A 24,044-nucleotide genomic window follows, 5' to 3' on the forward strand; every position below is an offset into this window, starting at 1 on the left:
GGTCAGTCCTGGTGTTTGGCCGGGTCCGCGTGGATGCTGCCCACGCGGCGCTTGAGCAGGTCGCGCAGCGGAATGCGCAGTTCGTCGATCGCGGCGGTGGCGGCGTGGCCGAGCGAATCCTCGCGGCACGGCAAGTGCGCCTCGGCGATCGGGATGCGCAGCTGGCAGGCCTCGTAGAGCTCGGCGAGAGTCAGGTCGTCGAGATCCCGCGACAGCAGCCACTCGCCGTCTTCGGCGCGCCGCACCAGGTTGATCTGGCACAACTGCGCAAGCATTTGCTGCACCAACTCGTCGGTAAGCATCGGCTCGAGCTGCTGGATCTGGTCGCTGTGCAAGCCGCTGCCCTGCTTACGCGCCTCGTTGAAGCGCGCGACCAGGCGCAGCAGGCCGTACATCTCGTAGCCATGCGGCAGGCGCATGTTCGCCGGCTGGTAGCGGAACGCGGAGATCGACGAGGCCAGCGACGCGCCCAGCAGCACCGCGACCCAGCCCAGGTAGATCCACAGCAGGAAGATCGGCACGAACGCGAGCGTGCCGTAGATCTTCGCGTACGCGCCCGCCCCGAAGCTGCCCAGGTACAGGCCGATGGCCCACTTGATCGCCTCGAACAGGAATGTCGCCAGCACCGCGCCGGCGACGGCGTGCCGCCACTTGACCGTGCGGTGCGGCACCACCCGGTAGATGGTCGCGATCGCGAACAGCTCGATCATCATCGGCGCCAGCTGCAGCATGAAACGCTCGAGCAGGTTGCCGACCTGGGTCTCGAACACCGACAGCGCGAAGAAGCGCGCCGAGATCGCCATGCTCGCCACCGCCAGCAGCGCGCCCAGGGTGAGCACCGTCCAATAGACCAGGAACCGGCTGAACTTCGGCCGCGCCGACTTGACCCGCCAGATGCGGTTGAAGGTCGACTCGACGCTGGTCAGGGTAATCAGCAGCGACACCAGCAGGGCGACGATACCGGCGGTGGTCAGCTTGCCGGCGTTGGCGGAGAACTGCTTGAGGTAATCCTCGACCGAACGCGCCGCGGACGGCACGAAGTTGGAGAACACGTAGTCGCTGAGCTGGTCGCTCCACTGACTGAACACCGGGAAGCCGGCCAACACCCCGAACACCACCATCGACAGGGGCACCAGCGCGAACACGGTGGTGAATGCCAGCGAGCCGGCGGCCTGGAACAGGTTGTCGTCGAGCGAGCGTTTGGCGAGGAAGCGGAAGAACGTGTCCGCGCGCGCGCGGTCGCGCAGGCGGTCGCTCCAGCGGTTCAATGAATCCAGCGGTTCCATCGCGCGAGGGTAACCGATGCGTGGTGTGCATCGCATTGGCCGTTCTTTTTCTCCTCCCCTTGCGCGAAGCGCAGGGGGAGGCTGGGAGGGGGTGCTCTTGCTTTTCTTTTTGCCAAGGCACTCGTTGCTTGTTGATACGAAATGGAGGCAACAGCAACAGCACCCCTCCCCAACCCTCCCCTGCGCGTTGCGCAAGGGAGGGAGCAGAAGCCTCCGCTGTGCTTTGCGCTAGGGAGGGAGCAAAAGCGTTAGGCTTGATCGGCTTTGATGGAGGAACGCATGCCTGAGATCCTGGTGCTCTACTACAGCCGCGGCGGTTCGGTCGCGGGCTTGGCGCGGCAGGTCGCGCGTGGCATCGGCGAAGTCGAGGGCATGGCGGCGCGCGTGCGCACGGTGCCACCGGTGGCCGCGGTCACCCAGACCGCCGCGCCGCCGGTGCCCGACGACGGCGCGCCCTACGTGCAGGCGCACGACCTGGTCGAATGCGCTGGCCTCGCGCTCGGCAGCCCGACCCGCTTCGGCAACATGGCCGCGCCGCTCAAGCACTGGCTCGACGGCCTGGGCAGCGAATGGGCTAGCGGCACCCTGGTCGGCAAGCCGGCGGCGGTGTTCACCTCCACCGCGAGCATGCACGGCGGCCAGGAGTCGACCCTGCTGACGATGATGGTGCCGCTGCTGCACCACGGCTGCGTGCTGCTCGGCATTCCCTATACCGAGCCGCGGTTGAGCACCACGCACAGCGGCGGCACGCCGTACGGCGCCAGCCACGTCGCGGGCACCGGCGACGATCCGCAGCTCAGCGACGACGAGGCGCAGCTCGCGCGCGCGCTTGGCCGGCGGCTGGCGATGACCGCCGCGAAGCTGGGCGCATGAGCGCTTCCACGAATTCCGGCAACGGCGTGCCGCCGACCACCCGCGCCGCGCGCGTGCTGGTAGCGGCGCTGGCGCTGCTCGCGGTGTTGTTCGTGGTCTGGTTCGCGCCGACGCCGTCGCCGTGGGTCGCGCTGGTGGTGTTCGCGCTGCCGCCGGCGCTGCTCGCGCTCGGCCGCTGGCGCGGGCGCCGCACCGCCGGCTACTGGGCCTCGGTGTTCGCGCTGTTCTGGTTCAGCCACGGGGTGATGGTCGCCTACTCGCGCCCGGGCGAGCGCGGCTACGCGCTGGCCGAGGTCGCGCTGGCGCTGGTGATCATCTTCGCCGCCAGTGGCCCGGGCATGCGCGCGCGATTGGCGCAGAAGAAGGCCGCGCGCACGAAGTAGTTGAGCGAATTTAGAGCGCGAGGACTGTTTTGCTCCTCCCCTTTCGCGCAGCGAAGGGGGATGAGGAGGCCCGCTTGCAAGCCACTGGCTTGCGGGCTGACGAATGACCGCAGGCTTTGCCTGCGGGCCGGACGGTTGGGAGGGGGTGCTTTGGGTTTTCCGCGCGGTGCGAAAAGCACCCCTCCCCTAACCGTCCGGCCGACGGGCATAGCCCGTCGGCGCTTATCGGGGCGCGAGCCAATGGCTCGCAAGCGCCCCGCTTCGCCCCCTGCTTCGCAAGGGAGGGAGCAAAGTTCGGGGGGCTTATAATCGCAGCCTCTTCTTCGCACGCGATTGCCCACGATGGACCAGCTCTGCATCGTCACAACCGGCGGCACGATCGACAAGATCTACTTCGACGACAAGTCGGACTACCAGATCGGCGAGCCGCAGATCGGCGGCATCCTGCGCGAGCTCGGGGTGACGTTCCAGTTCACCGTGATCCCGATCATCCGCAAGGACTCGCTGCACATCAGCGCCGAGGACCGCGAACTGCTGCGCGCCACGATCGCCGCGCAGCCGGCGCGGCACGTGCTGGTCACACACGGCACCGACACCATGGTCGAGACCGCCAGGGTGCTGGCCAGCCTGGCCGACAAGACCATCGTGCTTACCGGCGCGCTGAGCCCGGCGCGCTTCCGCGGCTCGGACGCGGAGTTCAACATCGGCACCGCGGTCGGCGCGGTGCAGTGCCTGCCGCCGGGCGTGTACATCGCCATGAACGGCCGCATCTGGGACCCGGAGAAGGTGCGCAAAAACGTCGACGCGAACCGCTTCGAGGCGCTGGGTTGAGATACGCGGCGTTCCAGTAGCCACGTCTTCGCCATGCGACCTTGCCGCGGATTTTCCTCGCCTCCCCAACGAAAAGCCCCGGCCGAAGCCGGGGCTTTTTTCTTGCGTGCTATCGCGACTCGATCAGAAGGTGACGCTCCAGCTGTTGATGTAGCCGGTGTCGGCGTTGGCGTTGTCGTTCACCCGCAGTTTCCAGGTGCCGTTGAGCGCCTCGCTGGACAGGTTGCGGCTGTAGGTGGTGTTGATGTTGTCGGCGCTGCCGCCAGTGCGGTTGTGCAGGTTGTAGAGCGTGCCGTCGGGCGCGACCAGGTCGACCTTCAGGTCGCCCTTGTAGGTGTGCACGATGTTGACCGCGATGTTGACCGCGCTGGGCGCATTGCCGGTGCGGCCGGAGACCGTGATCGGGCTGTCGACGGTGGCGTTGTCGGCAATCGGGTAGTCGCTGGCGTTGGTGTACGTCTGCGGCCCGCCCCCGCCGCCCACCGTGACCGAGGAGGTCCTGGTGTTGGTGGCGCCGTCGTCGTCGGTGACCGTCAACGTGACCGTGTAGGTGCCGGCCGCGGCGTAGGTCCTGCTCGGGTTGGTCGCGGTCGACGTGCCGCCGTCACCGAAGTTCCAGCTGCGCGAGGCGATGGTGCCATCGGAGTCGGTGGAGCTGTCGGTGAAGGTCGCGGTGAGCCCGCTCACGCTCGAGCTGAAGTTCGCCACGGGCGGGGCGTTGCCACCGCCGCTCGAGTCGATGCCGTCGATGAACTGCGCACCGGTGCCGCCGGCATCCAGCCAGTTGCTCAGGCGCGTGGCGTTGCTGCCGCCGCCGGTCCACGACACCGACACCCGGCCGTAGTAGTCGCTGCGGCTCTGGCCGGTGGCGCTGCATGACGACGGCCCACCGTGCAGCTGGCCGATCACGCGCTTTTCCGGGCTGAACAACGGCGAGCCCGAGGAACCGCCTTCGGTGATGCCGCCGGTCGGCTGCCAGAACACCCAGATGTGGCTGCCATTGCCCGGCGACGCGGTGCCGCTGTAGCTGGTGGTGCGGGTGGCCGTGTCGGAATGGCTGATGCGCTTCTCGGCGACGCTGGGATGGTGAATGCCGGTGGCGCCGGCGAAGTCGCCGCTGCGACGGTCCCAACCGCTCCAGAACAGGTTGAACGCCGCCGGCGCGGCATCGTCGAGCTCGGCCAGGGTGAAGTCCGACGCGCTGCTGGCGGCGCGGAAGAACGCACCGGTCAGGAACTGGTCGAGGGTGCCGTCGCCGTCCTGGCCGCTGGACGGGCTGCCCGGCGCGCGGCAGGTCGAGTTCTGGTAGTTCCAGTAGGTCACCAGCGAGGCGGCATTGCTCGCGGTGATGCCGCAGTGCGCGGCGGTGAGGAAGAACATCTTGCGGTCGTTGCCGGTGTTGTTGAGCAGGCTGCCGCTGCAGAACAGGCTGCCGCCGGTGGAGATCGCCGCCACCGAGCGGATCTGCGGGCGATGGGCGTCACCGGCCGGGCAGACCACGTCGATGTTGCAGCTGCCGGATGTGCCCTGCGGCTGGATCAGCTCCATCTGCCGGGCCATGCGGCTGAAGCCGCGGTAGTCGTGGCCGACCTTCGCCAAGCGCAGCCTCAGCTGCCCCGCCAGCGCGCGCGGCACCACCACTTCGATCACGGCCTCGTCGCCGGGCACGATCGGCGTCCACAGCTGGCCGTGGGCCTCGTTGTCGGCCGCGGTGAAGCTGCGGACGAGACTCTGGTCGTCGCTCGGTGCGAGCGCCGCCGGGTACACCAGCAGGCGTCCGCCGGCCGGCATCGCGTACTGGCTGAAACCGAAGTTGAGCGACAACGCCCCGCGCGACCGCACGCGCAGGCGCCAGACCAGGTGGTTGGCGTCGAGGTCCTCCCACTGGCCCGCGTTCTGCGGGGTGAGGTCGACCGCGAGCGACTGCGCGAAGCGCGGGGCCAAGTCGCGAGCCTCGCGTTGCACGTCCTCGCTGCGCAGGCGTGCAACGTCGACGGCGGGCATGAGCCGCATCTCGACGTTGTCGAGGCGCCCGACGCGATGGTCGAAGGCCGCCGGGCGAGCGCCCGTTGCGGCGTGGGCCGTGCCGATCGACAACACGCCTATCGACAGCATGCCTACCGAAAGCATGCCCGCCAGCAACATGCCCGACAGGCCGAACCGCTTGGGGGAACCACTGGGTCGTTTCATTGAACTCGCTCCATGTACGGAATTGAGGGTCGCGGTACGCGTATCCATTCCCGGCAATCAAGGTTCCATGGATGGCCGTCGCCGATGCGGGCTTGCGGCAAACCATCCCAACTCAATCCAATCCCCTGTGGATCACGAAGCCGGCTGGCGATCCAAACCATCACCCCGGCAAGCCGAGGCTGGGACGCGGCGGGCGGCAGGCACCCGCCGCGTGTCGAGCGTGTGGATCAGAACGTGATGCTCCACGAATCGATCCTGCCGACGTCGCCGCTGGCGTTGTCGTTGACCCGCAGCTTCCAGGTGCCGTTCAACGCCTCGCTCGACAGGTTCTTGGTGAACGTGCCGGTGACGTTGTCGGCGCTGCCGCCGGTGCGGTTGTGAAGGTTGTAGAGCGAGCCGTCCGGCGCCACCAGGTCGACCTTCAGGTCGCCCTTGTAGGTGTGCACGATGGCGACGGTGATCGACGCATTTGTCGGCGCGTTGCCGCTGCGGCCGGAGACCGTGATCGGGCTGTCGACCGTGACGTTGTCGCTGATCGTGACGTCGGCGGGGTTGCTGTAGGTGATGACGCCCGGTCCGGTGCTGTAGCTGCCGGTGATGCTCAGGCCCGAGAACGCGCTGTAGCCCTTCACCAGCACGTGGTAGGTGCCGGCCTGGACGGTGCCGATGGTGCAGGTCTCCGCGTTGCTGCTGCCTTCGGACTTGCAGTCGTTGAGCGTGGTGGTCGGCGCGCTGCCGTACTTGACGTACAGGTCGGCGTCGCCGCTGCCGCCGGCGGTGACGAACTTCAGGTTGCTGATCGCGGTGTCGGTCGGCACCGGCAGGGTGTAGCGCAGTTCCGCCCCCGCCGCGCCGGACTGGCCGGTCTTGGCCACGCCGTTGCTCAACACGCTGCCGCCGCCACTGCCGACCGTCACCGAGCTGGTCCGGGTGTTGCTGGCACCGCCGTTGTCGGTAACCGTCAGCGCCACCGAGTAGGTGCCCGCGGCGGCGTAGGTCTTGCTGGGGGTGGCCGCCGTCGATTGGGTGCCATCACCGAAGGTCCAGCTGCGCGACGCGATGCTGCCGTCCGCGTCGCTCGAGGTGTCGGTGAACGCCACCGTGAGGCCGTTGACGCTGCTGCTGAAGTTCGCCACCGGTGGCGTGTTGCCGGTGGTGCCGGCGGTCTTGGCCAGTTCGCCGAGGAAGGCCAGCGCGAACTTGCCGATGTTGGCGCTGGGGTTGGTGTTGTTGCCCATGTTCGCCAGGGTGTCACCGGTGCTGTGGATCTGGTTGAAGGTGGTGGCCTCGAACATGAAGCCGGCCGGATAGCCGGCGCTGGTCCACGACGCGTGGTCGGAGCAGGCGTAGCCGCAGCTCGTGGTTCCGCGCACCAGGCCCAGCGGCGCCAGGTAGGTGTCGAATACGTTGCCCATGAACGCGTTGAGGCCGGTGTTGGTGTAATCGGTGGTGATGCGCATGTCGACCGACGAACCGGTGCGGTAGTTGGTCATGTCCAGCTGCAGCACGCCCACCACGTTCTTGCCGCTGTTCTTGAACGATTGCGCAATGGCATTCGAGCCACGCAGGCCGACTTCCTCGGCGGCGTAGGCCATGAACTTGACCGTGCGCTTGGGCTGCCAGCCGCTGGCGAGCGCGACCCGCAGCACTTCGGTCAGCGTGGCGATGCCCGAGGCATCGTCATCGGCACCCGGCGCACGCTGGGTGCTGCTGCCGCCGCCGCTGGAGTTGATCGAATCCAGGTGGCCGCCGAGCACCACGATCTCGTTGGGCAATTCGGCACCCTGGATGGTGAGGATCACCGACGGCTGGGTCGAACAGTTGCTGCAGGCGGTGAACAGCTCGCTGCTCACGTCGCTGCGGCCGGCGCCAAGGTTCTGCCAGGTGCTGCGGATCCATTCGGCGGCCTGCTGGCCGGTGGTGCTGGCGTAGTAGCGGTTCTGGTAGCCCTGCAGGTGGTCGATCGTGGTGAAGATGTTGCTGGCGCTGACCTGCGGCAGCCACGGGCTGACCGTCGCCTGGTTGTCGATGGTGTAGGCCAGCGTGGTGGTGGACGCCACCGCCTGCGCGGCGCGTTCGGAGCGGATGAACGCATCGGCCTGAGCGCGGCTGGCGAAGGCAAAGTAGCCGCCGCACTGCTTGCGGTCTTCGTGCACCCGATGGCTGATGTCGGTGAGCTGGTGGGCCAGTACTTGGGCCAGCACGAGTTCGCTGCCGACGCTGTCGCGGCGTCCGCTGGCATTGGTCGCAAAGCCCTGCAATGACGCCTGGTAGGTGTCGCGCGAGGTCACGATGTAGACGGGCGCGAACGGGTCGCGCTCGAGCTGCTGTGCGGTGGCGGCATCGATCGCGTGGTGGTGCTTGGCTTGCGATTGAGCCTGGGCGGCGCCCGCGAACAACGCCAGCGAGGCCAGCGCGAGGTGGAGGGGATGCAGTTTCATCGGTACTTTCCTTGTATGCGGGCACGCCCCGTCGACTCGGTCGTGGTCGCGCCAGGAGGAATTGCGGATCGATGCGGATCGACCCGAAAAAATCGGGCGAGGCCCTCCCTCGCCCGTAGCTCGCTTGCCTGGAGAGAACAGCCAACCAGGCTCCGGCCCGCACGGGCCGGAGCCGGATGGATCAGAACGTGATGCTCCAGCTGTCGATCCGGCCGGTGTCCTGCGCCGCGTTGTCGTTCACCCGCAACTTCCAGGTGCCGTTCAACGCCTCGGTCGACAGGTTCAGGGTGACCGTCTTGTTGACGTTGTCGGCGCTGCCGCCGGTGCGGTTGTGGAGGTTGTAGAGCGAACCGTCCGGTGCCACCAGGTCGACCTTCAGATCGCCTTGGTAGGTGTGCACGATCGCGACCGTCACCGAGGCGTTGCTCGGCGCGTTGCCGGTGCGACTGGAGACCGTGATCGGGCTGTCGACCGTGGCGTTGTCGGCGATCGGGTAGTCGGCGGTATTGCTGTAGGTCTGCGTACTACCGCCGCCGGTGGTGTAGCTGCCGGTCAGGTTGACGCCGGAGATCGCCGAGTAGGCCTTGACCAGCACGTGGTAGGTACCGGCCTGCGCGGTCGCGATCGTGCAGGTCTCGGCGTTCGTCGCGCCTTCGGACCTGCAGTCGTTGACCGTGGTGGTCGGTGCGCTGCCGAACCTGGCGTACAGGTCGGCATCGCCGGTGCCGCCGGCGGTGACGAACTTCAGCCCGGTCGCACCGGCCGGAACCACCATCGTGTAGCGCAGCTCGGTGCCGGTCGCCCCGGCCAGGCCGGTCTTGGCCACGCCGTTGCTGAGCACGGTGTCGCCACCGCCGCCACCGACCGTGACCGAACCGGTCTTGGTGTTGGTGGCGCCGCCGTTGTCGGTCACCGTCAAAGCCACCGAGTAGGTGCCGGCGGCGGCGTAGGTCTTGCTCGGGTTGGTCGCGGTCGAACTGGTGCCGTCGCCGAAGGTCCAGCTGCGCGACGCGATGGTCCCGTCCGAATCGGTCGACGTGTCGGTGAACGCTACCGTCAGGCCGCTGATGCTCGAGCTGAAGTTGGCCACCGGGTTGGCGTTGCCGCCACCGCCGCCGCAGTTGGTGCCCGACGCGGTGACGCCGACGGCCGAGAACGCGGCGATGACATCCGCAACCGGTTTGCCCATGTCGGTCGCGGCCTTCTGCACGCCGCATGCGCCCTGGTTGAAGGTGCTGCTGGCCGTCCAGTAGTCGCGGTTGGCGCGCGCGAACGCCTGGAACGCGCTCTTGGTGTTCCAGCCGCTGGTGGTGGCCAGCAGGTAGAACGCCTTGTTGTAGACGCCGGACGAGTAATGCACGTCCATGCCGCTGGTGTAGTTGGAGGCATGGCCGATGGAGCGGCCGTCCTGCGGCGGATTGGCCATGTAGCGCAGCGCGCCGGTGGCCTTGAAGATCTGCGCACCGACCAGGAAGTCGTTGCTGCCGTCCTTGAAGAACTCCGCCGCTTCGCCGGCGATGTCGGAATACGCTTCGTTCATGCCGCCGGACTGGCCGGAGTAGACCAAGCCCGAGTTCTGCTCGGTGTAGCCGTGCGAGACCTCGTGCGCGGACACGTCCAGGCTGACCAGCGGATGGAACGTGGTGGCGCCGTCGCCGAACGTCATCGCCGAGCCGTTCCAGGTCGCGTTCTCGTAGTTGTTGCTGTAGTGCACGCGCATCATCAACTGGAAGGTCAATGGCGGCGCGCCCATGTAGTCCTGGTACATGTTGAACACGACGTTGCCGAAGTAGTGGGCGTCGTTGAGCGGCGAGAACGCGCCGTTGATGCTCTTCACCGTGTTGCGCGGGCAGCTGTAGGAATACGCCGTCGAGCCGGAGGTGCCGTGGTTGAGGTTCACGGTCTTGACGTTGGCGTTGTTCATCGTGCAGGTGCTGCCGCTCTGTGCCACGTCGTTGAAGCCGAAGTCGGTGCCGTATTCGTACTGACCGGTCTTGGTGTTGCCACCGGGACCGGTGCCGATCAGGGCGTGCTGCAGGTTTTCCCACTGCTTCAGCACCCGGCCGCTGTTGGCGTCCACGATCACGAACGGTCGCGTCGGTGCGCCGCCGGCGAAGGAATCGGCGTAGTACGACACGGCATAGGCCAGGTGCGCGCGGCCGCTGTCGTCGATGAAAATGACCTTCTCGGACTTCTCGTTCTCGACGTGCATCGCGGCGAGGCGGTCGCCCAGGCCGGCGCGCTTGCCGATGGCCAGCGCCTGCGCCTTGTCGAGGCGGGCGTTGACCGAGGGCAGCTCGCTGGCCAGGCCGGTGGCCATGCGCCCGAACAGGGCCTGGGTGTTGCCTTGGCTGTCCTCGCTGACGATCACGCCTTCGCCGAAGATCGGCACGCCGCGGAAGGTCTGCTGGTAGCGGTGGTTGCGCACGCCCAGGTCGGCGTGGCGCTTCTTCAGCAGCAGGCGCGATTCGGCGTCCAGGCCGATCAGGGCGGCGTGGCGCGCGTGGTCCATGGTCGGCGCGCCGGTGCTGGCGATGCCGGCGCTGTACTGCTGTTTCAGCGCGTTGACATCGAGGCGGCCCAGGTCGACCCGGTCGGCGGCGGAGACACCGCCGGCGACAAGCGCCAGCGTGGTGGCGGCGGCAAGCGCCGTGGTGCGTGCAGTGCGATTCACTCTAGATACTCCCGAACAGATATGGAAAAGAGGCCGCGCTGGCGACCCGTTCACTACCGTTGGTGCATCCGCCCTGTCACTCGCGTCCTTGCGTTTCGTCTGCCGACGTAGCCGAGTGTCCCTTCGGATTGCCATGCGAGGCCTGCGGCGCTCGGTGGCCCGGGGAGTTGAAGGCGTGGTGACGCCCAGCGTCAACCGCCCAAGAGAATTTCTCGGGTGCGGATTACGCAAGGTCCTTGCCATCGCGGCAGCAACCCCCGCCACTGCGTGCTTTCAGCGCATCGGCCAGCGACGCTCGGCGTGCCAGCGACACGTTGGACATGACGTGGCACGTCAGTAATTCCGCACCGCAGCAACGGTTAGCGCGGGCGCTCCAGCGTGCCACCGTTACTGTGTAACGCGCGCGCCGGTGCGGACGCGGTCGGGCGCCTGGCCCGTCGTCGCCAGGGTGACCGCCGCAAAAAAAGAAAACCCGGCCGGAGCCGGGTCTTCTTCACGGCGGCTCGCGTGCCACCGTTTCGGCGTCACGCGTGGATCAGAACGTCACGCTCCAGCTGTCGATCCTGCCGACGTCGCCGCCGGCGTTGTCGTTGACCCGCAGCTTCCAGGTGCCGTTCAACGCCTCGCTCGACAGGTTCTTGGTGAACGTGCCGGTGACGTTGTCGGCGCTGCCGCCGGTGCGGTTGTGGATGTTGTAGAGCGTGCCGTCCGGCGCCACCAGGTCGACCTTCAGGTCGCCCTTGTAGGTGTGCACGATGGCCACGGTGATCGAGGCGTTGCTCGGCGCGTTGCCGGTGCGGCCGGAGACCGTGATCGGGCTGTCGACGGTGGTGTTGTCGCTGATCGTGTAGTCGCTGGTGTTGCTGTAGGTCTGCGGGCCGCTGGTGGTGCTGACCGTGACCGAAGACGACTTGCTGTTGGTCGCGCCATCGTCGTCGGTGACGGTCAGGGTGACGGTGTAGGTGCCCGCGGCGGCGTAGGTCTTGCTCGGGTTGGTCGCGGTGGACGTGGTGCCGTCGCCGAAGTTCCAGCTGCGCGCGACGATGGTGCCGTCCGGGTCGGTCGAGCTGTCGGTGAAGTTCGCGGTCAGCGCGCTGGTGGTGAAACCGAAGTTGGCGGTCGGCGCGACATTGGCCGGCGGCGCACCGCGGAAACCCGCCATCGTTGCCTTGGTATTCACCAGCACGCGCTGGTTGTGGTGGGTATTGGTCGTGCCCATCGCCTGGCCCTGGTAGGTCACGTCCGGGTTGGACCAGTAGTTGATGCGCGGGCAGCTCGGGCTGCAGTTGTAGGCCATCACCGTGCGCCAGGCGTTGTTCGGGGCGCGATAGCCGTGGCCGTAGGCGTACGGGGTGGTGGTGGGATCGGCGGCCGGGTCGTGGCGCGCCGACTGCAGGTGGCCGACTTCGTGGGCGAAGCTGTAGTAGCCGGTGATGCAGTCCCAGTAGGCGACGGCGAACGCGGTCGACGCACTCGAACCGATGCCCGAGGCCAGGCCGCAGGCCGACGAATCGTTGTCCACCAGCACCATCACGTCGGCGGCGTTGGCGTCGCGGGTGGCGTGCACGCTATCCATCGAGCCGTCGCTGGTGCCGCGGAAACGCGACAGGTCGGTGCTCATGCCGGCGGTGGCATAGCTGGTGGTCTCGTAACGGGCCAACTCCATGTTGATGCCGATGTTGGAGTTGACGTAGCCCTGGTTGGACTCGGCCACCGCCAGCTGCACCAACGCCTGCATGTCGCCGCCGTACGCGGTGACGGCGTCGTTGGTGGCCACCACCATGACCCGGATCGTCGCGGTCGGGCCCGGATCGATGGCCGCGGCACCGACCATGCTGGTGGTCGTGCGCTGCGCCTGCGCGGCCGCCATGCGGATGCTGGGCACGTGCGCGAACGCAGCCGGGTGTTCCGGCGGCATCAGCGCGTCGTTGACCTCGATCACGGCGTGGTTGCCGTCGCCGAGCGGGCGGATGCGGAACAGCTTGCCGTTCATGCGCACGTTGCCGGTGATGCCCTGGCCACGGCGGACGAGGATGGCGGAATTGTTGGCGTCGTGGCGCACCTCGCGCGAGGTGACCGCCGCGGGCTTGGCAGTCTCGCGGACATGACCGGTCCAGACCAGGCTGCCGCCCGACACGTTGCGGGCGTTTTCCAGCACCAGGTTGACGCGGCGGCCGCCCAGGTCGACTTCGATTTCCGGGGTGCCGGCCGAGACCACGGCGGGATTGGCGCGTAGCACGCGCAGCGCGGCCGTGTCGCGTTTGGCGGCCAGGCGGTTGGCCGTGCCCTGGGCGGCGGCCTCGGGCCGGGCTTCGCCAAGGAACAGCGGCTGGCCGGCGAATGCCGAAGCACTCACCAGGATGCCGGCAGACAGCAGAAAGCATCGTGCGAGGGAACGCGTGCGATTCATGCCTTTGTTACTCCATGTAAGTTGATGGGCCTGACATGCGCGACGTGCGGACATCGTGTGGCGCGCGCGAACCACACCGCAGAAAAGCAAAAGCCCCCGGCGGCAGGCCGGGGGCTTTGCGATTACCGCTTTAGAACGTGACGCTCCAGCTGTTGATGTAGCCGGTGTCGCCGGCGGCGTTGTCGTTGACGCGCAGTTTCCAGGTGCCGTTGAGCACTTCGGTCGACAGGTTCAGGGTGACCGTCTTGTTGACGTTGTCGGCGCTGCCGCCGGTGCGGTTGTGGATGTTGTAGAGCGAACCGTCCGGGGCCACCAGGTCCACCTTCAGGTCGCCCTGGTAGGTGTGCACGATCGCGACCGTCACCGAGGCGTTGCTCGGCGCGTTGCCGGTGCGGCCGGAGACCGTGATCGGGCTGTCGACCGTGACGTTGTCGCCGATCGTGTAGTCGCTGGTGTTGCTGTAGGTCTGCGCGCCGCCGCCACCGCCGGTGGTGTAGCTGCCGGTCAGGCTCAGGCCGGAGAACGCCGAGTAGCCCTTGACCAGCACGTGGTAAGTGCCCGCCTGCGCGGTCGCGATCGTGCAGGTCTCGGCGTTGGTGCCGCCTTCGGACTTGCAGTCGTTGAGCGTGGTGCTCGGCGCGCTGCCGAACTTGGCATACAGGTCGGCATCGCCGGTGCCACCGGAGGTGACGAACCGCAGGTTGGTGGCGCCCGCCGGAACGACCAGGGTGTAGCGCAACTCGGCGCCGGCCGCACCCGACAGGCCGGTGACGGCCGTGCCGTTGCTGAGCACGCCGGTCGGCGGCGGCGGCGTGCCGTTGACGGCGTCGACCGCGGCCCGGGCCTGGACGATGCCGGCGCCGTTGGGCTGCGTCTGCGCGACCGGGAACGCGCGCGCGGTGCTCTTGAGCAGCGCCTCGATCTCCGCGGGGGTCTTCGGCGTGGTCGCCACGGACTGCATCAGCGCGACGACGCCGGCCACGTGCGGGGTCGCCATCGAGGTGCCGCTGTAGGACGCGTAGCTTTCGGCGCCCGGGGTGGTGGCACCGGCGTTGAGGGTCGACATGATCGCGGAGCCCGGGCCGGCGACATCCACGCCCGCACCGTAGTTCGAGAAGCTCGAACGCGCACCGGTGCTGGTGGTGGAGCCGACCGCGACCACATTGGCGCAGTTGGCCGGGGACGCATTGGACACCGGGCCGTTGTCGTTGCCGGCGGCAATGACCAGGGTGGTGCCGCGCGACACCGCGCCGTTGATCGCCGACTGGGTGGTCGCGCCGCACGCGCCGCTGCCGCCGAGGCTGAGGTTGATCACCTCGGCCGGGTTGGCGTTGGCGGGCACGCCGCTGACGGTACCGCCGGAGGCCCAGATGATTGCGTCGGCGATGTCGGAGTCGTAGCCGCCGCAGGTGCCGAGCACGCGCACCGGCACGATCTTGGCGTTGTACGCCATGCCGGCGACGCCCTTGGCGTTGTTGGTCACCGCGGCGATGGTGCCGGCGACGTGGGTGCCGTGCCAGCTGGAGTTGGACGCCGGGACGCCCGCGCCGCACTGGTTGGCGGCGTAGTAGTCGCCCGGGTCGCTGGCGTCGCTGTCGCGGCCGTTGCCGTCGTTCGACACCGCGGTGTCGATGATGAAGTCGTAGCCGGGCAGGACGTTGGCGTTGAGGTCGGAATGGTTGGTGATGCCGGTGTCGAGCACCGCCACGACCGTGCCCGCGCCGCTGGTGACGTCCCACGCCTGGGTGGCGTAGGTGCCTCCGGCACCGGTGCCGAAGCCGAACTGCTGGCTGAAGTTGGTGTCGTTCGGGGTCAGCAGCGGCTTGTTGAGCCGGTCGACCTCGACGTACTCGACGTTCGGGTTCGCGGCGAGCTCGCGCATCAGCGACTCGGCTTCCGCGCGGTCGAGCTTGCGGTTGGCCTTGACGACGTCGGCGCCCTGGGTCATGCGGCGCACGTGGCCCAGCTGCACGGCCTTGCCACCGGCGGCGGTCGCGCGGTTGAGGCCGGAGCGGGCCTGGCTGATGTCGGCGCGCTCGGCGCTGCCGTCGCGGTACTTGACGATGAAGCGGTCGTGGCTGGTGGCGGACTGCAGGCCGCCGGTGTGGACCCGGCCCTGGCCGGCGGCGAACGCCGGCGCGGCGAACACGGAAGCGGTGAGGACGGCCGCGGTCGCAGCGGCGAGTGCGTGGGTGCGAAGACCCCGCAGGGTACGGTCAGACATCGTGTTGGAACCCCCGAACAGGAATGTGCCGCAGCGCGGCGAAGGGCGTCTGGCGGCGATCGATTGCCCGGGCCAGAGCGCGTCAAGACGGAGCACTTTGCCGACTGTGTCCGCTCGACGAACCTACGGGAGGTTGCAAGCTTGAAACAAACCGGGGCCGCCGTATGGAAGCGGGCGGCGCGCGAGCTCGTTCAGTAACCGGTCATAAAAGCCAGCAGCAACAAGCACATGGCGGATCGACCCCGGGAGTGGGCCCGGCCTGCCTAGCTGCAAAATTGCTGCGGCGCAATAGGAAAATCCGCCGATAGGTAACCGCACGGGACCACAACCGACCTTCCGGGTCGCCGCCGTCGACGGCGTCCGTACTGATCGTCAGGGCCTAGTCGGCCGACCCCATCGGCTGCAGGCCGATGCCGCCCTGCTGGTGGCTGACGATCCCGTCGACCTCGACGTACTCGACCGCCGGATCGACGGCGAACTGCTGCATCAGGCGCGCCGCTTCGGCGCGGTCCAGGGGCCGCTCGGCCCGGACCACATCGGCCGCCACCGCCAGGCGTCGCTGCCAGCGCAGCGCGAGCGCCCTGCCCGCTTCGACCCCGCCCAGGCTGCTGCCCGCGGCGGTGGCGTCCAGGCGTGGCTGCACCGCCGCCTCGTCGAGCTGCGGCTCGCTGCCGTCGCGGTACTTGACGATGAATTGCTGGAACGGCCCGTCGCCCGCCAACTCGCCCAGCTGGGCGGCAGCGGGATCAGCGGCGGCCATGGCGGCGCTCTTCCAGGCCGGGAACAGCAGGGCCGAGCCGCGGTGCCAGGCGTTGCGGCGACCGCGCATGCCCGGCATGCTGCCGGCGAAGTCGCATGGACATTGGACTTTCTCTCGGAATGCAACGCGGGATTGCCCGACGCACGCTACGCCGCCGGCGCTGAACAACAAAAGACCCCGGCCGAAGCCGGGGTCTGGTTGCTGCCCACGATCCGTTGCAGCCGATCGCGGCCTATCTCGCGCCGTGGATCAGAACGTGACGCTCCAGCTGTTGATGTAGCCGACGTCGCCGGCGGCGTTGTCGTTGACGCGCAGTTTCCAGGTGCCGTTGAGCACTTCGGTCGACAGGTTCAGGGTGACCGTCTTGTTGACGTTGTCGGCGCTGCCGCCGGTGCGGTTGTGGATGTTGTAGAGCGAACCGTCCGGTGCCACCAGGTCCACCTTCAGGTCGCCCTGGTAGGTGTGCACGATCGCAACCGTGACCGAGGCGTTGCTCGGCGCGTTGCCGGTGCGGCCGGAGACCGCGATCGGGCTATCCACGGTCACGTTGTCGCTGATCGTGAAGTCGGTGCCGTTGCTGTAGGTGGTGGTGCCACCGCCACCGCCGCCGTTGGCGGCATCGACCGCGGCCTTGGCATTGAGGATGCCCGGGCCGATGGTCTGGGTCGGGGTGACCGGGAACGCGCGCGCCGTGCTCTTGATCAACGCCTCCATCTGCGCCGGGGTCTTCGGCGTGGTCGCATGCGCCTGCACCAGCGCCACGACGCCGGCGACGTGCGGGGTCGCCATCGAGGTGCCGTTGTAGGACGCGTAGCTCTGCGCGCCCGGGACCGTCGTGCCGGCGTTGAGCGTCGAGTGGATGTCCGAACCCGGCGCGGCGATGTCGATGCCGGTGCCGTAGTTGGAGAAGCTCGAACGCTGGCCGGTGATCGTGGTGGAGGCCACCGCGATCACGTTCGCGCAGTTGGCCGGCACCGCGCCGGACACGTTGACGTTGCTGTTGCCGGCGGCGACGACGACGGTCGTGCCACGGCCGACCGCGCCGTTGATCGCGTTCTGGTAGGTGGCCGAACAGGTGCCGGAGCCGCCCAGGCTCATGTTGATGACTTCGGCCGGGTTGGCATTGGCCGGCACGCCGCTGACCGTGCCGCCCGACGCCCAGGTGATCGCGTCGGCGATGTCGGAGGTGTAGCCGCCGCACTTGCCGAGCACGCGCACCGGCACGACCTTGGCGCCGAACGCGACGCCGGCAACACCGCTGGCGTTGTTGGTGACCGCGGCGACCGTGCCGGCGACGTGGGTGCCGTGCCAGCTGGAGTTGGATGCCGGCACGCCCGCGCCGCATTCGTTGGCGGCATACCAGTCGCCTTCGTCGTTCGGGTTGGAATCGCGGCCGTTGCCGTCACGCGCCATCGCCGCGTCGTTGATGAAGTCGTAGCCCGGCAGGATGTTGGCGTTGAGGTCGGTGTGGTTGGTGATGCCGGTGTCGATCACCGCGACCACGGAGCCGACGCCGCTGGTGACGTCCCACGCCTCGTTGGCCTTCATGCCGCCGGTCGCGTTGAAGTAATGCCACTGCTCGCTGCTGTAGAAGGTGTCGTTCGGCGTCATCACCGCCTTCATCAACTGGTCGACCTCGACGTACTCGACGTTCGGGTCGGCGGCCAGCTGCAGCATCAGCGACTGCGCCTCGGCGCGATCGAGCTTGCGGTCGGCCTTGACCACGTCGGCGCCCGAGGACATGCGGCGCAGGTGCGCCATCTTCATGCCGGTGCGGGCACCCGCGGCGGCGCGGCCGAGGCCGGCGCTGGCCTTGGCGACGTCGGCGCGCTCGGCGCTGCCGTCGCGGTACTTGACGATGAAGCGGTCATGGGTGCCTGCGGATTCCAGGCCACTGAGCTCGGCCTTGCCGGCGAGCGCGGGTGCAGCGACGAACGAGGACAATGCGACCGCGGTAGCGGCCGCCAGCGCGTGCAGGCGCACGCGACGTTGCGAAATTACCGACATGAACTTCCCCGAAGCTGAGTGCTTATTGAAGGACCGCGCGAGGCGGCAGTGAGTCCTTGGCGGAGCGTGTTTCTGTGGGCGGCTCAGCGCCCTCGTCCGTCGGACTGGCAAATCGGGCACCCGAAGCCGCCCGATAACGCAAGCTAGCCCGGCAAGCGGACAAGTTCACGCTGCAGGTGCAGCATTAATTCACGCCTGAATGGCTGGCGACGTCACAACTTGACGAATTGGGCCTGTCGCGGGGAGCGTCGGCCCCGGCATCTGCCGGCGGTTCCACCCCTGTCAGGGTCAGAACATTCCGGTCTCGAGGCGCGCGGCCTCGGACATCATGTTGCGGTTCCACGGCGGGTCGAACACCAGTTCGACGTCGGCCTCGACCACGGTCGGGATCATCTCGAGCTTGTTGCGCACGTCGTCGACCAGGATGTCGCCCATGCCGCAGGCCGGCGCGGTCAGGGTCATGCGCACTTCAACGAGGCGCTGGCCCGGCTGCTCGTCGTGCGGCTTGACCACCGCCTCGTAGACCAAGCCCAGGTCAACCACGTTGATCGGGATCTCCGGGTCGAAGCAGGTGCGCAGCTGCTTCCACACCAGCTGCTCGACCGCCTCGTCGTCGGCGCCGGGAGCCAGCTGCAGCGGCTCGGGCGGGTCCTTGCCGATCGCGTCGGCGTCGTTGCCGGCGATCCGGAACAGGTTGCCCTCGACGAACACGGTGTAGCTGCCACCCAGCGCCTGGGTGATGTAGCCGACGCTGCCCGCGGGCAGGCTGACCACCTCACCTTGCGGCACGAGGACGGCGGCGCAATCGCGCTCGAAACGGACGGGTTCGCTGCTGCGGGAATACATGCCAGGGAGATGAGGCTGCGCGGAACGCCACGCAAGGCCCACCATTCTAGCGGTTGCTACGGCGTGGAAGCCGGGCCGCTATGCTGTGCGGCTTGTCCGCGCCGCGACCGAACTGCCGATGACCAACCCCGCCCTGCCCTCGCATCGCATTACTTGGTGGTCGTGGGCGCTGCTGCTGCTCGGCATCGGCGGCTTCGCCGCGCTGTGGGTGATGCTGGGCCTCAATACCGACCGCCAGCACAGCTGGATGGCGGTGCTGGGCGCGCTCGACGTCGCGCTGATGCTGCGCCTGGGCGGCTGGCCGCGCGGGCCGGGGCGGGTGGTGGCCGGGGTGCTGGCCACCGCGGCGATCGTGGCGATCGCCAACTGGGGCATCGCCGCCGCGCAGATGGGCTACGACCTGGGCATCACGCCCTGGGATTCGGCGCTGCGGCTGGGCAGCCAGCACGCGCTCACGCTGCTGCAGCTGGCCAACGGCGTCGGCGACGCGCTGTGGGTCGCGCTGGCGCTGGTGGTGGCAGCGTTCGCCTCGCGCTGAGGTCGTGCCCCTTCGCCGCGCTGCACAGCGCCGCTCAGCTTCTTGCAGGCAGGCCTGGCACAGCCCCGCCTGGCCGGTGCCACCTTCGATCGTGCGACCGCCTGCCCCCTCCAGGCCCGCCGGGGCCGTCCGGAACCGGCTTTCACGCTGTGAGACCCCGTCGTGGATGCTCCCGGAACCGCTCTGAAGCGGTGCAATAGCCGCTCTCGAGGCTCCGGGAACCGCTTTGAAGCGGTGCAATGACCGCTCTCGAGGCTCGCGGAACCGCTTGGAAGCGGTGCAATGACCGCTCTCGAGGGTCCGCGAACCGCATTAAAGCGGTGCAATAGGCGCTCTCGGGCCTCGGAGAGACGCTTTGGAGCGGTGCAATGACCGCTCTCGAGGCTCACGCAACCGCTCTGGAGCCGCGGGATGACCGCTCTCGAGGGCCCGGGAACCGCTTGGAAGCGGTGCGACCACCGCGTTGTCGCGTTCCAAGGAACCCTCGGCGCGAGCCGGTCCGCGACCACGGGATGCGGCGATTGGCTCCCTCGAACGCGCGCGGATTGGCGCTGCCGCGGAGCCGGCGGCGCCCTATCGGCCACGCCGCCCGCCGGGCCCCGCCATGGGACTGGACTACCACGCGATCCGCTTGCCCACGCCGCTTGCCCACGCCGCTGGGCCTGGCCAGCGTGCCGGGCGACGACCTGCACCCGGCACCTGGGTGCATCGGTCCACCACGACGGCGCCGGATTAGCGCCCGAACTGTTCCCTTGGGAAGGCGCCACGCCACGCGGGGTGCGCCGCGCGCTGGTGCCGGCTGGCGCGGGTGGCACCGCGTCCGGGCGACTCCGAGCGCGCCTGGCAGTTGGTGCGCGACACCGGGATGCCGGTGGGCGGGATCACCGAGGTGCTCGGCTTCGAAAGCCAGAGCGCGTTCTGCCGCGCGTTCAAGCACGCGTTCGGGGTCACCACCACGCAGGCGCGTCGGCATGCCGCGGCGCCGGCGTGCAACGCGGCTTGAGGGGCCGTCCGCATACTTCGATCGCAGATGAGTTCCGAGTCCACGCCACCCGGGAAGCACCTCGCACGGGTGGAGGTGATTCGGTTACTCCCTTGAACGCGGGAACGACTCGGGAAACTCCAGGCTGTGCATGGCGCGTTCGCCGAGGTCGCAGCTTGCCTGCGTCCCGCACCTCGCCGTCACTGTCAGCGACAGCGACTGATTCCAGATTCCGTAAGGGCTAGGCGTCTTCCCGTGAGCAGTCGGCGCTGCCGGCTGCGGAAAGTGCGCAACTGCCGCAAACGGCATGTCGCTCCCATTCGCAACGCGTCCACGGGTCAGGATTCCGCGCCGTCCATCCACCAGAATCTCTTTCCGCGTCCAGCCCTGCTCATCGGGAATGCCGCCGTGCTCGCCGTGGTCGGTGGATAGGGTCAAGTCGCTTCCCTGGAAATGCGACACGGCAGAATCGATTCCCTGGACCGGCATCGCCTTGAGTCCACGAGGTAGCGCGAGCATGAAGCCCCCGGCTGCCGTTACCGTTTGCCATCCCGGGACGTGCCCGGTTTTCAGCACGGGGCCCGAGCAACCCGCAGCGAGCAGTAGCGTAAGCAACACGGCGCGCTTCATTTCGCTTCTCCGCAATGGCGCTCAGGGACAGGCAGTGACTTTGCCTGTTGCACCCTACGCCTGCAGTGCACGTTTGCGCGCTTGGCGCGCCCCAAGCGAACGGCTATGGGCGCACACGGGGCCGGCGGGCTACCGATCGCCTGGTGCGCGCGGCATGCGCTGCTGCGCACTGCGCGCCCCGTGAGAGCGCCCATCGCCGACGCGGCGTGATCGTCTGAACTAATCCGGTCCGCTACCGGCTGATCGTGAGGTCGTGCAGCAATGCCGACGATACATTTCAACGAAGCAGCGAAGCGGGTTCGGCTTGAACGAATTGCTCGCCCTTACTGGCCAGAGACTTCAATACGCACTGACGGGTTTCGCGCTGCCGTCTCAATGATCTGCTTTGCGGTCATCCCCGCGACCTTGTCTTTAATTCGGCCTATCGAAGGAGACTGGAGCTCCGGGTTGTCCATCGCCTCTCGGGCGCTCTCGACCCCTTCCATGTTGAGTACCAGTACCGCCAAAGCCAACTTCTGCTGCTCGGCGGCAGATCGGTCTCGCATCATGGCCTTGTACGAGGCCTCGGCAGACTCGCTACTTGTTGCATCAATTCGCACCAACCCCCGTTGCGCGGGGACGCTGGCGGAGGCGACCGCGAGAGCTGAGGAAATCAGCGCAACCGCTACATGTTTCAACATCTGTGAAATCTCCTTGTAAGTCCTAACGCGCGGACATCACGCCCGCACGATGCCGCCATTAGCTGGCTCAGTGCCCGCCGTCGAGCGCCTTCAACTCCGACACCAATGCGCTGACCATCTCGGCGCCGTCGCCGTACAGCATCCGGGTGTTGTCGGCGTAGAACAGCGCGTTCTCAATGCCCGCGAAACCGGTGCCCTTGCCGCGCTTGATCACCACCGAGTTCTTCGCGTTGACCACGTCGAGGATCGGCATGCCGTAGATCGGGCTGGCCGGGTCGGTCTTGGCGACCGGGTTGACCACGTCGTTGGCGCCGATCACCAGCGCCACGTCGGTGTTGGGGAACTCGGGGTTGATGTCGTCCATGTCGGCGATCAGGTCGTACGGCACGCCGGCCTCGGCCAGCAGCACGTTCATGTGCCCGGGCATGCGCCCGGCGACGGGGTGGATCGCGAACTTCACCTTGACCCCGCGCTCGATCAGCTTCTGGGTCAGCTCCCACACCTTGTGCTGCGCCTGCGCCACGGCCAGGCCGTAGCCGGGCACGATCACCACGCGTTCGGCGTAGGCCATCATCGCGGCGACGTCGCCGGCCTCGATCGGCTTTTGCGCGCCGCCGATCTCCTGCATCTGCCCGCCGCCGCCGAAGTTGGAGAACAGCACGCCGCTGATCGGTCGGTTCATCGCCTTGGCCATCAGCCGCGTGAGCAGCATGCCGGCCGCGCCGACCATCATGCCGGCGATGATCAGGGCCTCGTTGCCGAGCACGTAGCCCTCGAACGCCACCGCCAGCCCGGTCAGCGCGTTGTACAGCGAGATCACCACCGGCATGTCGGCACCGCCGATCGGCAGCGTCATCAGCACGCCCAGCGCGAGCGCGACCAGGAAGAACGCGATGATCGCCGGCACCCCGAGCGAATAAATCACGATGCCGCCAAGCACCACCGCCGCGACCGCGACCGCGGCGTTGAACCACTGCTGGCCGGGGAACGTGTAGCGCTTGTCCATGCGCCCGTCGAGCTTGGCCCAGGCGATGATCGAGCCCGACAGCGAGACCGCGCCGATCAGCGCACCGAGCACCGCCAGCACCAGGGTCACCGTCGACGGCGGCGCGAGTGCGGCCGCTCCATCGGTACCAGTCCGCTGCGCGTACTTGAGCAGTTCGACCGCGCCGATCGCCGCCGCCGAGCCGCCGCCCATGCCGTTGTACAGCGCGACCATCTGCGGCATGTCGGTGATCGCGACCTTCTTGCCCGAGATCCATGCCAGCGCGGTGCCGATCACCAGCGCGGTGACGATCAGTCCCATGTTGTGCAGGTCGGGCAGCAGGAAGGTGGCCGCGGTCGCGATGACCATGCCCATGCCGGCCCAGCGGATGCCGCTGCGCGCGGTCACCGGCGAGGCCATGCGCTGCAGGCCGAGCAGGAACAGGGTCGCGGCAACGAAATAGCTGGCCGAGGCGATCCAGGCCAGGGTACTCATGCCTTGCCGCCTTTGAGGTCGGTGCCCGGCTTCTTGCTGGACTTGAACATCTCCAGCATCCGCTCGGTCACCACGTAGCCGCCGGCGGCGTTGCCCGCGCCGAGCAGCACCGCGACGAAGCCGATCGCCTTCTCCAGCGTGGTGTCGGCGTGGCCGAGCACTACCATCGCGCCGATCAGGACGATGCCGTGGATGAAGTTCGACCCCGACATCAGCGGCGTGTGCAGGATCACCGGCACCCGCGAAATGATCACGTGGCCGGCGATCGCCGCCAGCATGAAGATGTACAGCGCCACGAATCCGTTGCCCATCGTCCCTGCCCCATGCCCAGTCGCGGCCATCATAACCATGAGTGAACGACACCCGTCGCTGGGTGGCGCGGGACCTGTCAACCGGCATTGGGGCCGGGCGTTGTCCTCCTCGCAGGGGCAAGACACCACCCACCGCGACGAGGAGCAGACCATGAAACTACCCAAGACCTTGGCCGTGCTGTTGCTGTTGACCGCCGGCGCCGCCGGCAGCGCGACCGCCGGCGACTTCGGCGATCGCGTCGAACGCCGCATGGACCGCCACGGCGAGCGCATCGACCACCGCCTGGACCGCCGCGGCGACCGCATCGAGGCGCGCAGCGACCGCCGCGCCGACTGGCTGTACGACCACGGCCGCGAGCGCGCCGCCGCGCGGGTCGACCGCCGCGGCGAACGCACCGAGCAGCGCCTCGACCGGCGTGGCGACCGCCTCGCCGCGCGCTGGGAGCGGCGCGGCCAGCGCTTCGACCGGCGCTGGGACCGCCGCCATTAAGCCGGCGA

Annotated in this window: 19 protein-coding genes and 2 pseudogenes; 6 read left to right on the top strand and 15 right to left on the bottom strand. The window is 68.2% G+C overall.

Annotated features, from left to right (window positions below):
- Positions 1-2: 2 nt before the first annotated feature.
- The gene (locus tag ACFQZQ_RS11525; RefSeq protein WP_386813045.1) at positions 3-1,286 is read right to left on the bottom strand and encodes a YihY family inner membrane protein; all 1,284 of its coding nucleotides are present in this window, start codon (positions 1,284-1,286) and stop codon (positions 3-5) included.
- A gap of 279 nt (positions 1,287-1,565) precedes the next feature.
- On the opposite strand from ACFQZQ_RS11525, the gene wrbA reads away from it, so the two are divergent.
- The 3 genes from wrbA to ACFQZQ_RS11540 all read left to right on the top strand — a co-directional run bounded on the left by wrbA (position 1,566) and on the right by ACFQZQ_RS11540 (position 3,373).
- Positions 1,566-2,159: an NAD(P)H:quinone oxidoreductase gene (wrbA, locus tag ACFQZQ_RS11530; protein ID WP_386812946.1), complete on the top strand. Its 594-nt coding sequence runs from the start codon at positions 1,566-1,568 to the stop codon at positions 2,157-2,159.
- Positions 2,156-2,542, top strand: coding sequence for a DUF2069 domain-containing protein (locus ACFQZQ_RS11535; RefSeq protein WP_386812947.1), 387 nt, complete (start codon positions 2,156-2,158; stop codon positions 2,540-2,542). Before wrbA ends, ACFQZQ_RS11535 begins: the two co-directional genes overlap by 4 nt.
- A gap of 342 nt (positions 2,543-2,884) precedes the next feature.
- Complete coding sequence (locus tag ACFQZQ_RS11540) at positions 2,885-3,373, top strand: asparaginase domain-containing protein (RefSeq protein WP_386812948.1); 489 nt, start codon at positions 2,885-2,887, stop codon at positions 3,371-3,373.
- Between the two features lie 123 nt (positions 3,374-3,496).
- On the opposite strand, the gene ACFQZQ_RS11545 is transcribed toward ACFQZQ_RS11540, so the two are convergent.
- From ACFQZQ_RS11545 to sufT, 10 genes and pseudogenes are all read right to left on the bottom strand, one after another.
- The gene (locus ACFQZQ_RS11545; RefSeq protein WP_386812949.1) at positions 3,497-5,563 is read right to left on the bottom strand and encodes a proprotein convertase P-domain-containing protein; all 2,067 of its coding nucleotides are present in this window, start codon (positions 5,561-5,563) and stop codon (positions 3,497-3,499) included.
- 227 nt (positions 5,564-5,790) lie between these two features.
- A complete protein-coding gene (locus ACFQZQ_RS11550; protein ID WP_386812950.1) occupies positions 5,791-8,004 on the bottom strand; it encodes a M20/M25/M40 family metallo-hydrolase in 2,214 nt (737 codons plus the stop codon).
- A 181-nt stretch (positions 8,005-8,185) separates the two neighbouring features.
- Positions 8,186-10,678: a M4 family metallopeptidase gene (locus ACFQZQ_RS11555; RefSeq protein WP_386812951.1), complete on the bottom strand. Its 2,493-nt coding sequence runs from the start codon at positions 10,676-10,678 to the stop codon at positions 8,186-8,188.
- Positions 10,679-11,213: 535 nt separating this feature from the next.
- The gene (locus ACFQZQ_RS11560) at positions 11,214-11,840 is read right to left on the bottom strand and encodes a proprotein convertase P-domain-containing protein (protein ID WP_386813046.1); all 627 of its coding nucleotides are present in this window, start codon (positions 11,838-11,840) and stop codon (positions 11,214-11,216) included.
- A pseudogene (locus tag ACFQZQ_RS11565) lies at positions 11,826-13,088 on the bottom strand (M12 family metallo-peptidase); the annotation flags it as partial. The pseudogene ACFQZQ_RS11565 and the gene ACFQZQ_RS11560, both read right to left, overlap by 15 nt.
- Before the next feature lie 130 nt (positions 13,089-13,218).
- Positions 13,219-13,452, bottom strand: a complete 234-nt coding sequence (locus tag ACFQZQ_RS11570; RefSeq protein WP_386813047.1) for a proprotein convertase P-domain-containing protein — start codon at positions 13,450-13,452, stop codon at positions 13,219-13,221.
- Positions 13,453-13,581: 129 nt separating this feature from the next.
- Positions 13,582-15,312: pseudogene (locus tag ACFQZQ_RS11575) on the bottom strand (S8 family peptidase); the annotation flags it as partial.
- 379 nt (positions 15,313-15,691) lie between these two features.
- A complete protein-coding gene (locus ACFQZQ_RS11580; RefSeq protein WP_386812952.1) occupies positions 15,692-16,141 on the bottom strand; it encodes a hypothetical protein in 450 nt (149 codons plus the stop codon).
- A 180-nt stretch (positions 16,142-16,321) separates the two neighbouring features.
- Positions 16,322-18,079, bottom strand: a complete 1,758-nt coding sequence (locus ACFQZQ_RS11585; RefSeq protein WP_386812953.1) for a S8 family serine peptidase — start codon at positions 18,077-18,079, stop codon at positions 16,322-16,324.
- Positions 18,080-18,367: 288 nt separating this feature from the next.
- Entirely contained in the window at positions 18,368-18,925 is a 558-nt protein-coding gene (sufT, locus tag ACFQZQ_RS11590; RefSeq protein ID WP_386812954.1) for a putative Fe-S cluster assembly protein SufT, read from the bottom strand.
- A 118-nt stretch (positions 18,926-19,043) separates the two neighbouring features.
- Between sufT and ACFQZQ_RS11595 the strand changes: the two genes are divergently transcribed.
- A complete protein-coding gene (locus ACFQZQ_RS11595; protein WP_386812955.1) occupies positions 19,044-19,463 on the top strand; it encodes a hypothetical protein in 420 nt (139 codons plus the stop codon).
- A gap of 808 nt (positions 19,464-20,271) precedes the next feature.
- Entirely contained in the window at positions 20,272-20,466 is a 195-nt protein-coding gene (locus tag ACFQZQ_RS11600) for a helix-turn-helix domain-containing protein (RefSeq protein WP_386812956.1), read from the top strand.
- An 84-nt stretch (positions 20,467-20,550) separates the two neighbouring features.
- On the opposite strand, the gene ACFQZQ_RS11605 is transcribed toward ACFQZQ_RS11600, so the two are convergent.
- The 4 genes from ACFQZQ_RS11605 to ACFQZQ_RS11620 form a co-directional block, all read right to left on the bottom strand.
- The gene (locus ACFQZQ_RS11605) at positions 20,551-21,075 is read right to left on the bottom strand and encodes a hypothetical protein (RefSeq protein ID WP_386812957.1); all 525 of its coding nucleotides are present in this window, start codon (positions 21,073-21,075) and stop codon (positions 20,551-20,553) included.
- A gap of 323 nt (positions 21,076-21,398) precedes the next feature.
- Positions 21,399-21,755, bottom strand: a complete 357-nt coding sequence (locus ACFQZQ_RS11610; protein WP_386812958.1) for a hypothetical protein — start codon at positions 21,753-21,755, stop codon at positions 21,399-21,401.
- 67 nt (positions 21,756-21,822) lie between these two features.
- On the bottom strand, positions 21,823-23,235 hold the full coding sequence (locus ACFQZQ_RS11615; protein ID WP_386812959.1) for an NAD(P)(+) transhydrogenase (Re/Si-specific) subunit beta: 1,413 nt from the start codon (positions 23,233-23,235) through the stop codon (positions 21,823-21,825).
- A complete protein-coding gene (locus ACFQZQ_RS11620; RefSeq protein ID WP_386812960.1) occupies positions 23,232-23,546 on the bottom strand; it encodes an NAD(P) transhydrogenase subunit alpha in 315 nt (104 codons plus the stop codon). Before ACFQZQ_RS11620 ends, ACFQZQ_RS11615 begins: the two co-directional genes overlap by 4 nt.
- Positions 23,547-23,697: 151 nt before the next feature.
- Between ACFQZQ_RS11620 and ACFQZQ_RS11625 the strand changes: the two genes are divergently transcribed.
- Positions 23,698-24,036 carry a hypothetical protein gene (locus ACFQZQ_RS11625; protein ID WP_386812961.1) on the top strand — a complete coding sequence of 113 codons (339 nt, stop codon included), beginning with the start codon at positions 23,698-23,700 and terminating at the stop codon, positions 24,034-24,036.
- Positions 24,037-24,044: the final 8 nt, after the last annotated feature.

It is taken from the genome of Lysobacter koreensis, assembly GCF_042677045.1.
Taxonomy (GTDB): domain Bacteria; phylum Pseudomonadota; class Gammaproteobacteria; order Xanthomonadales; family Xanthomonadaceae; genus Lysobacter_K; species Lysobacter_K koreensis.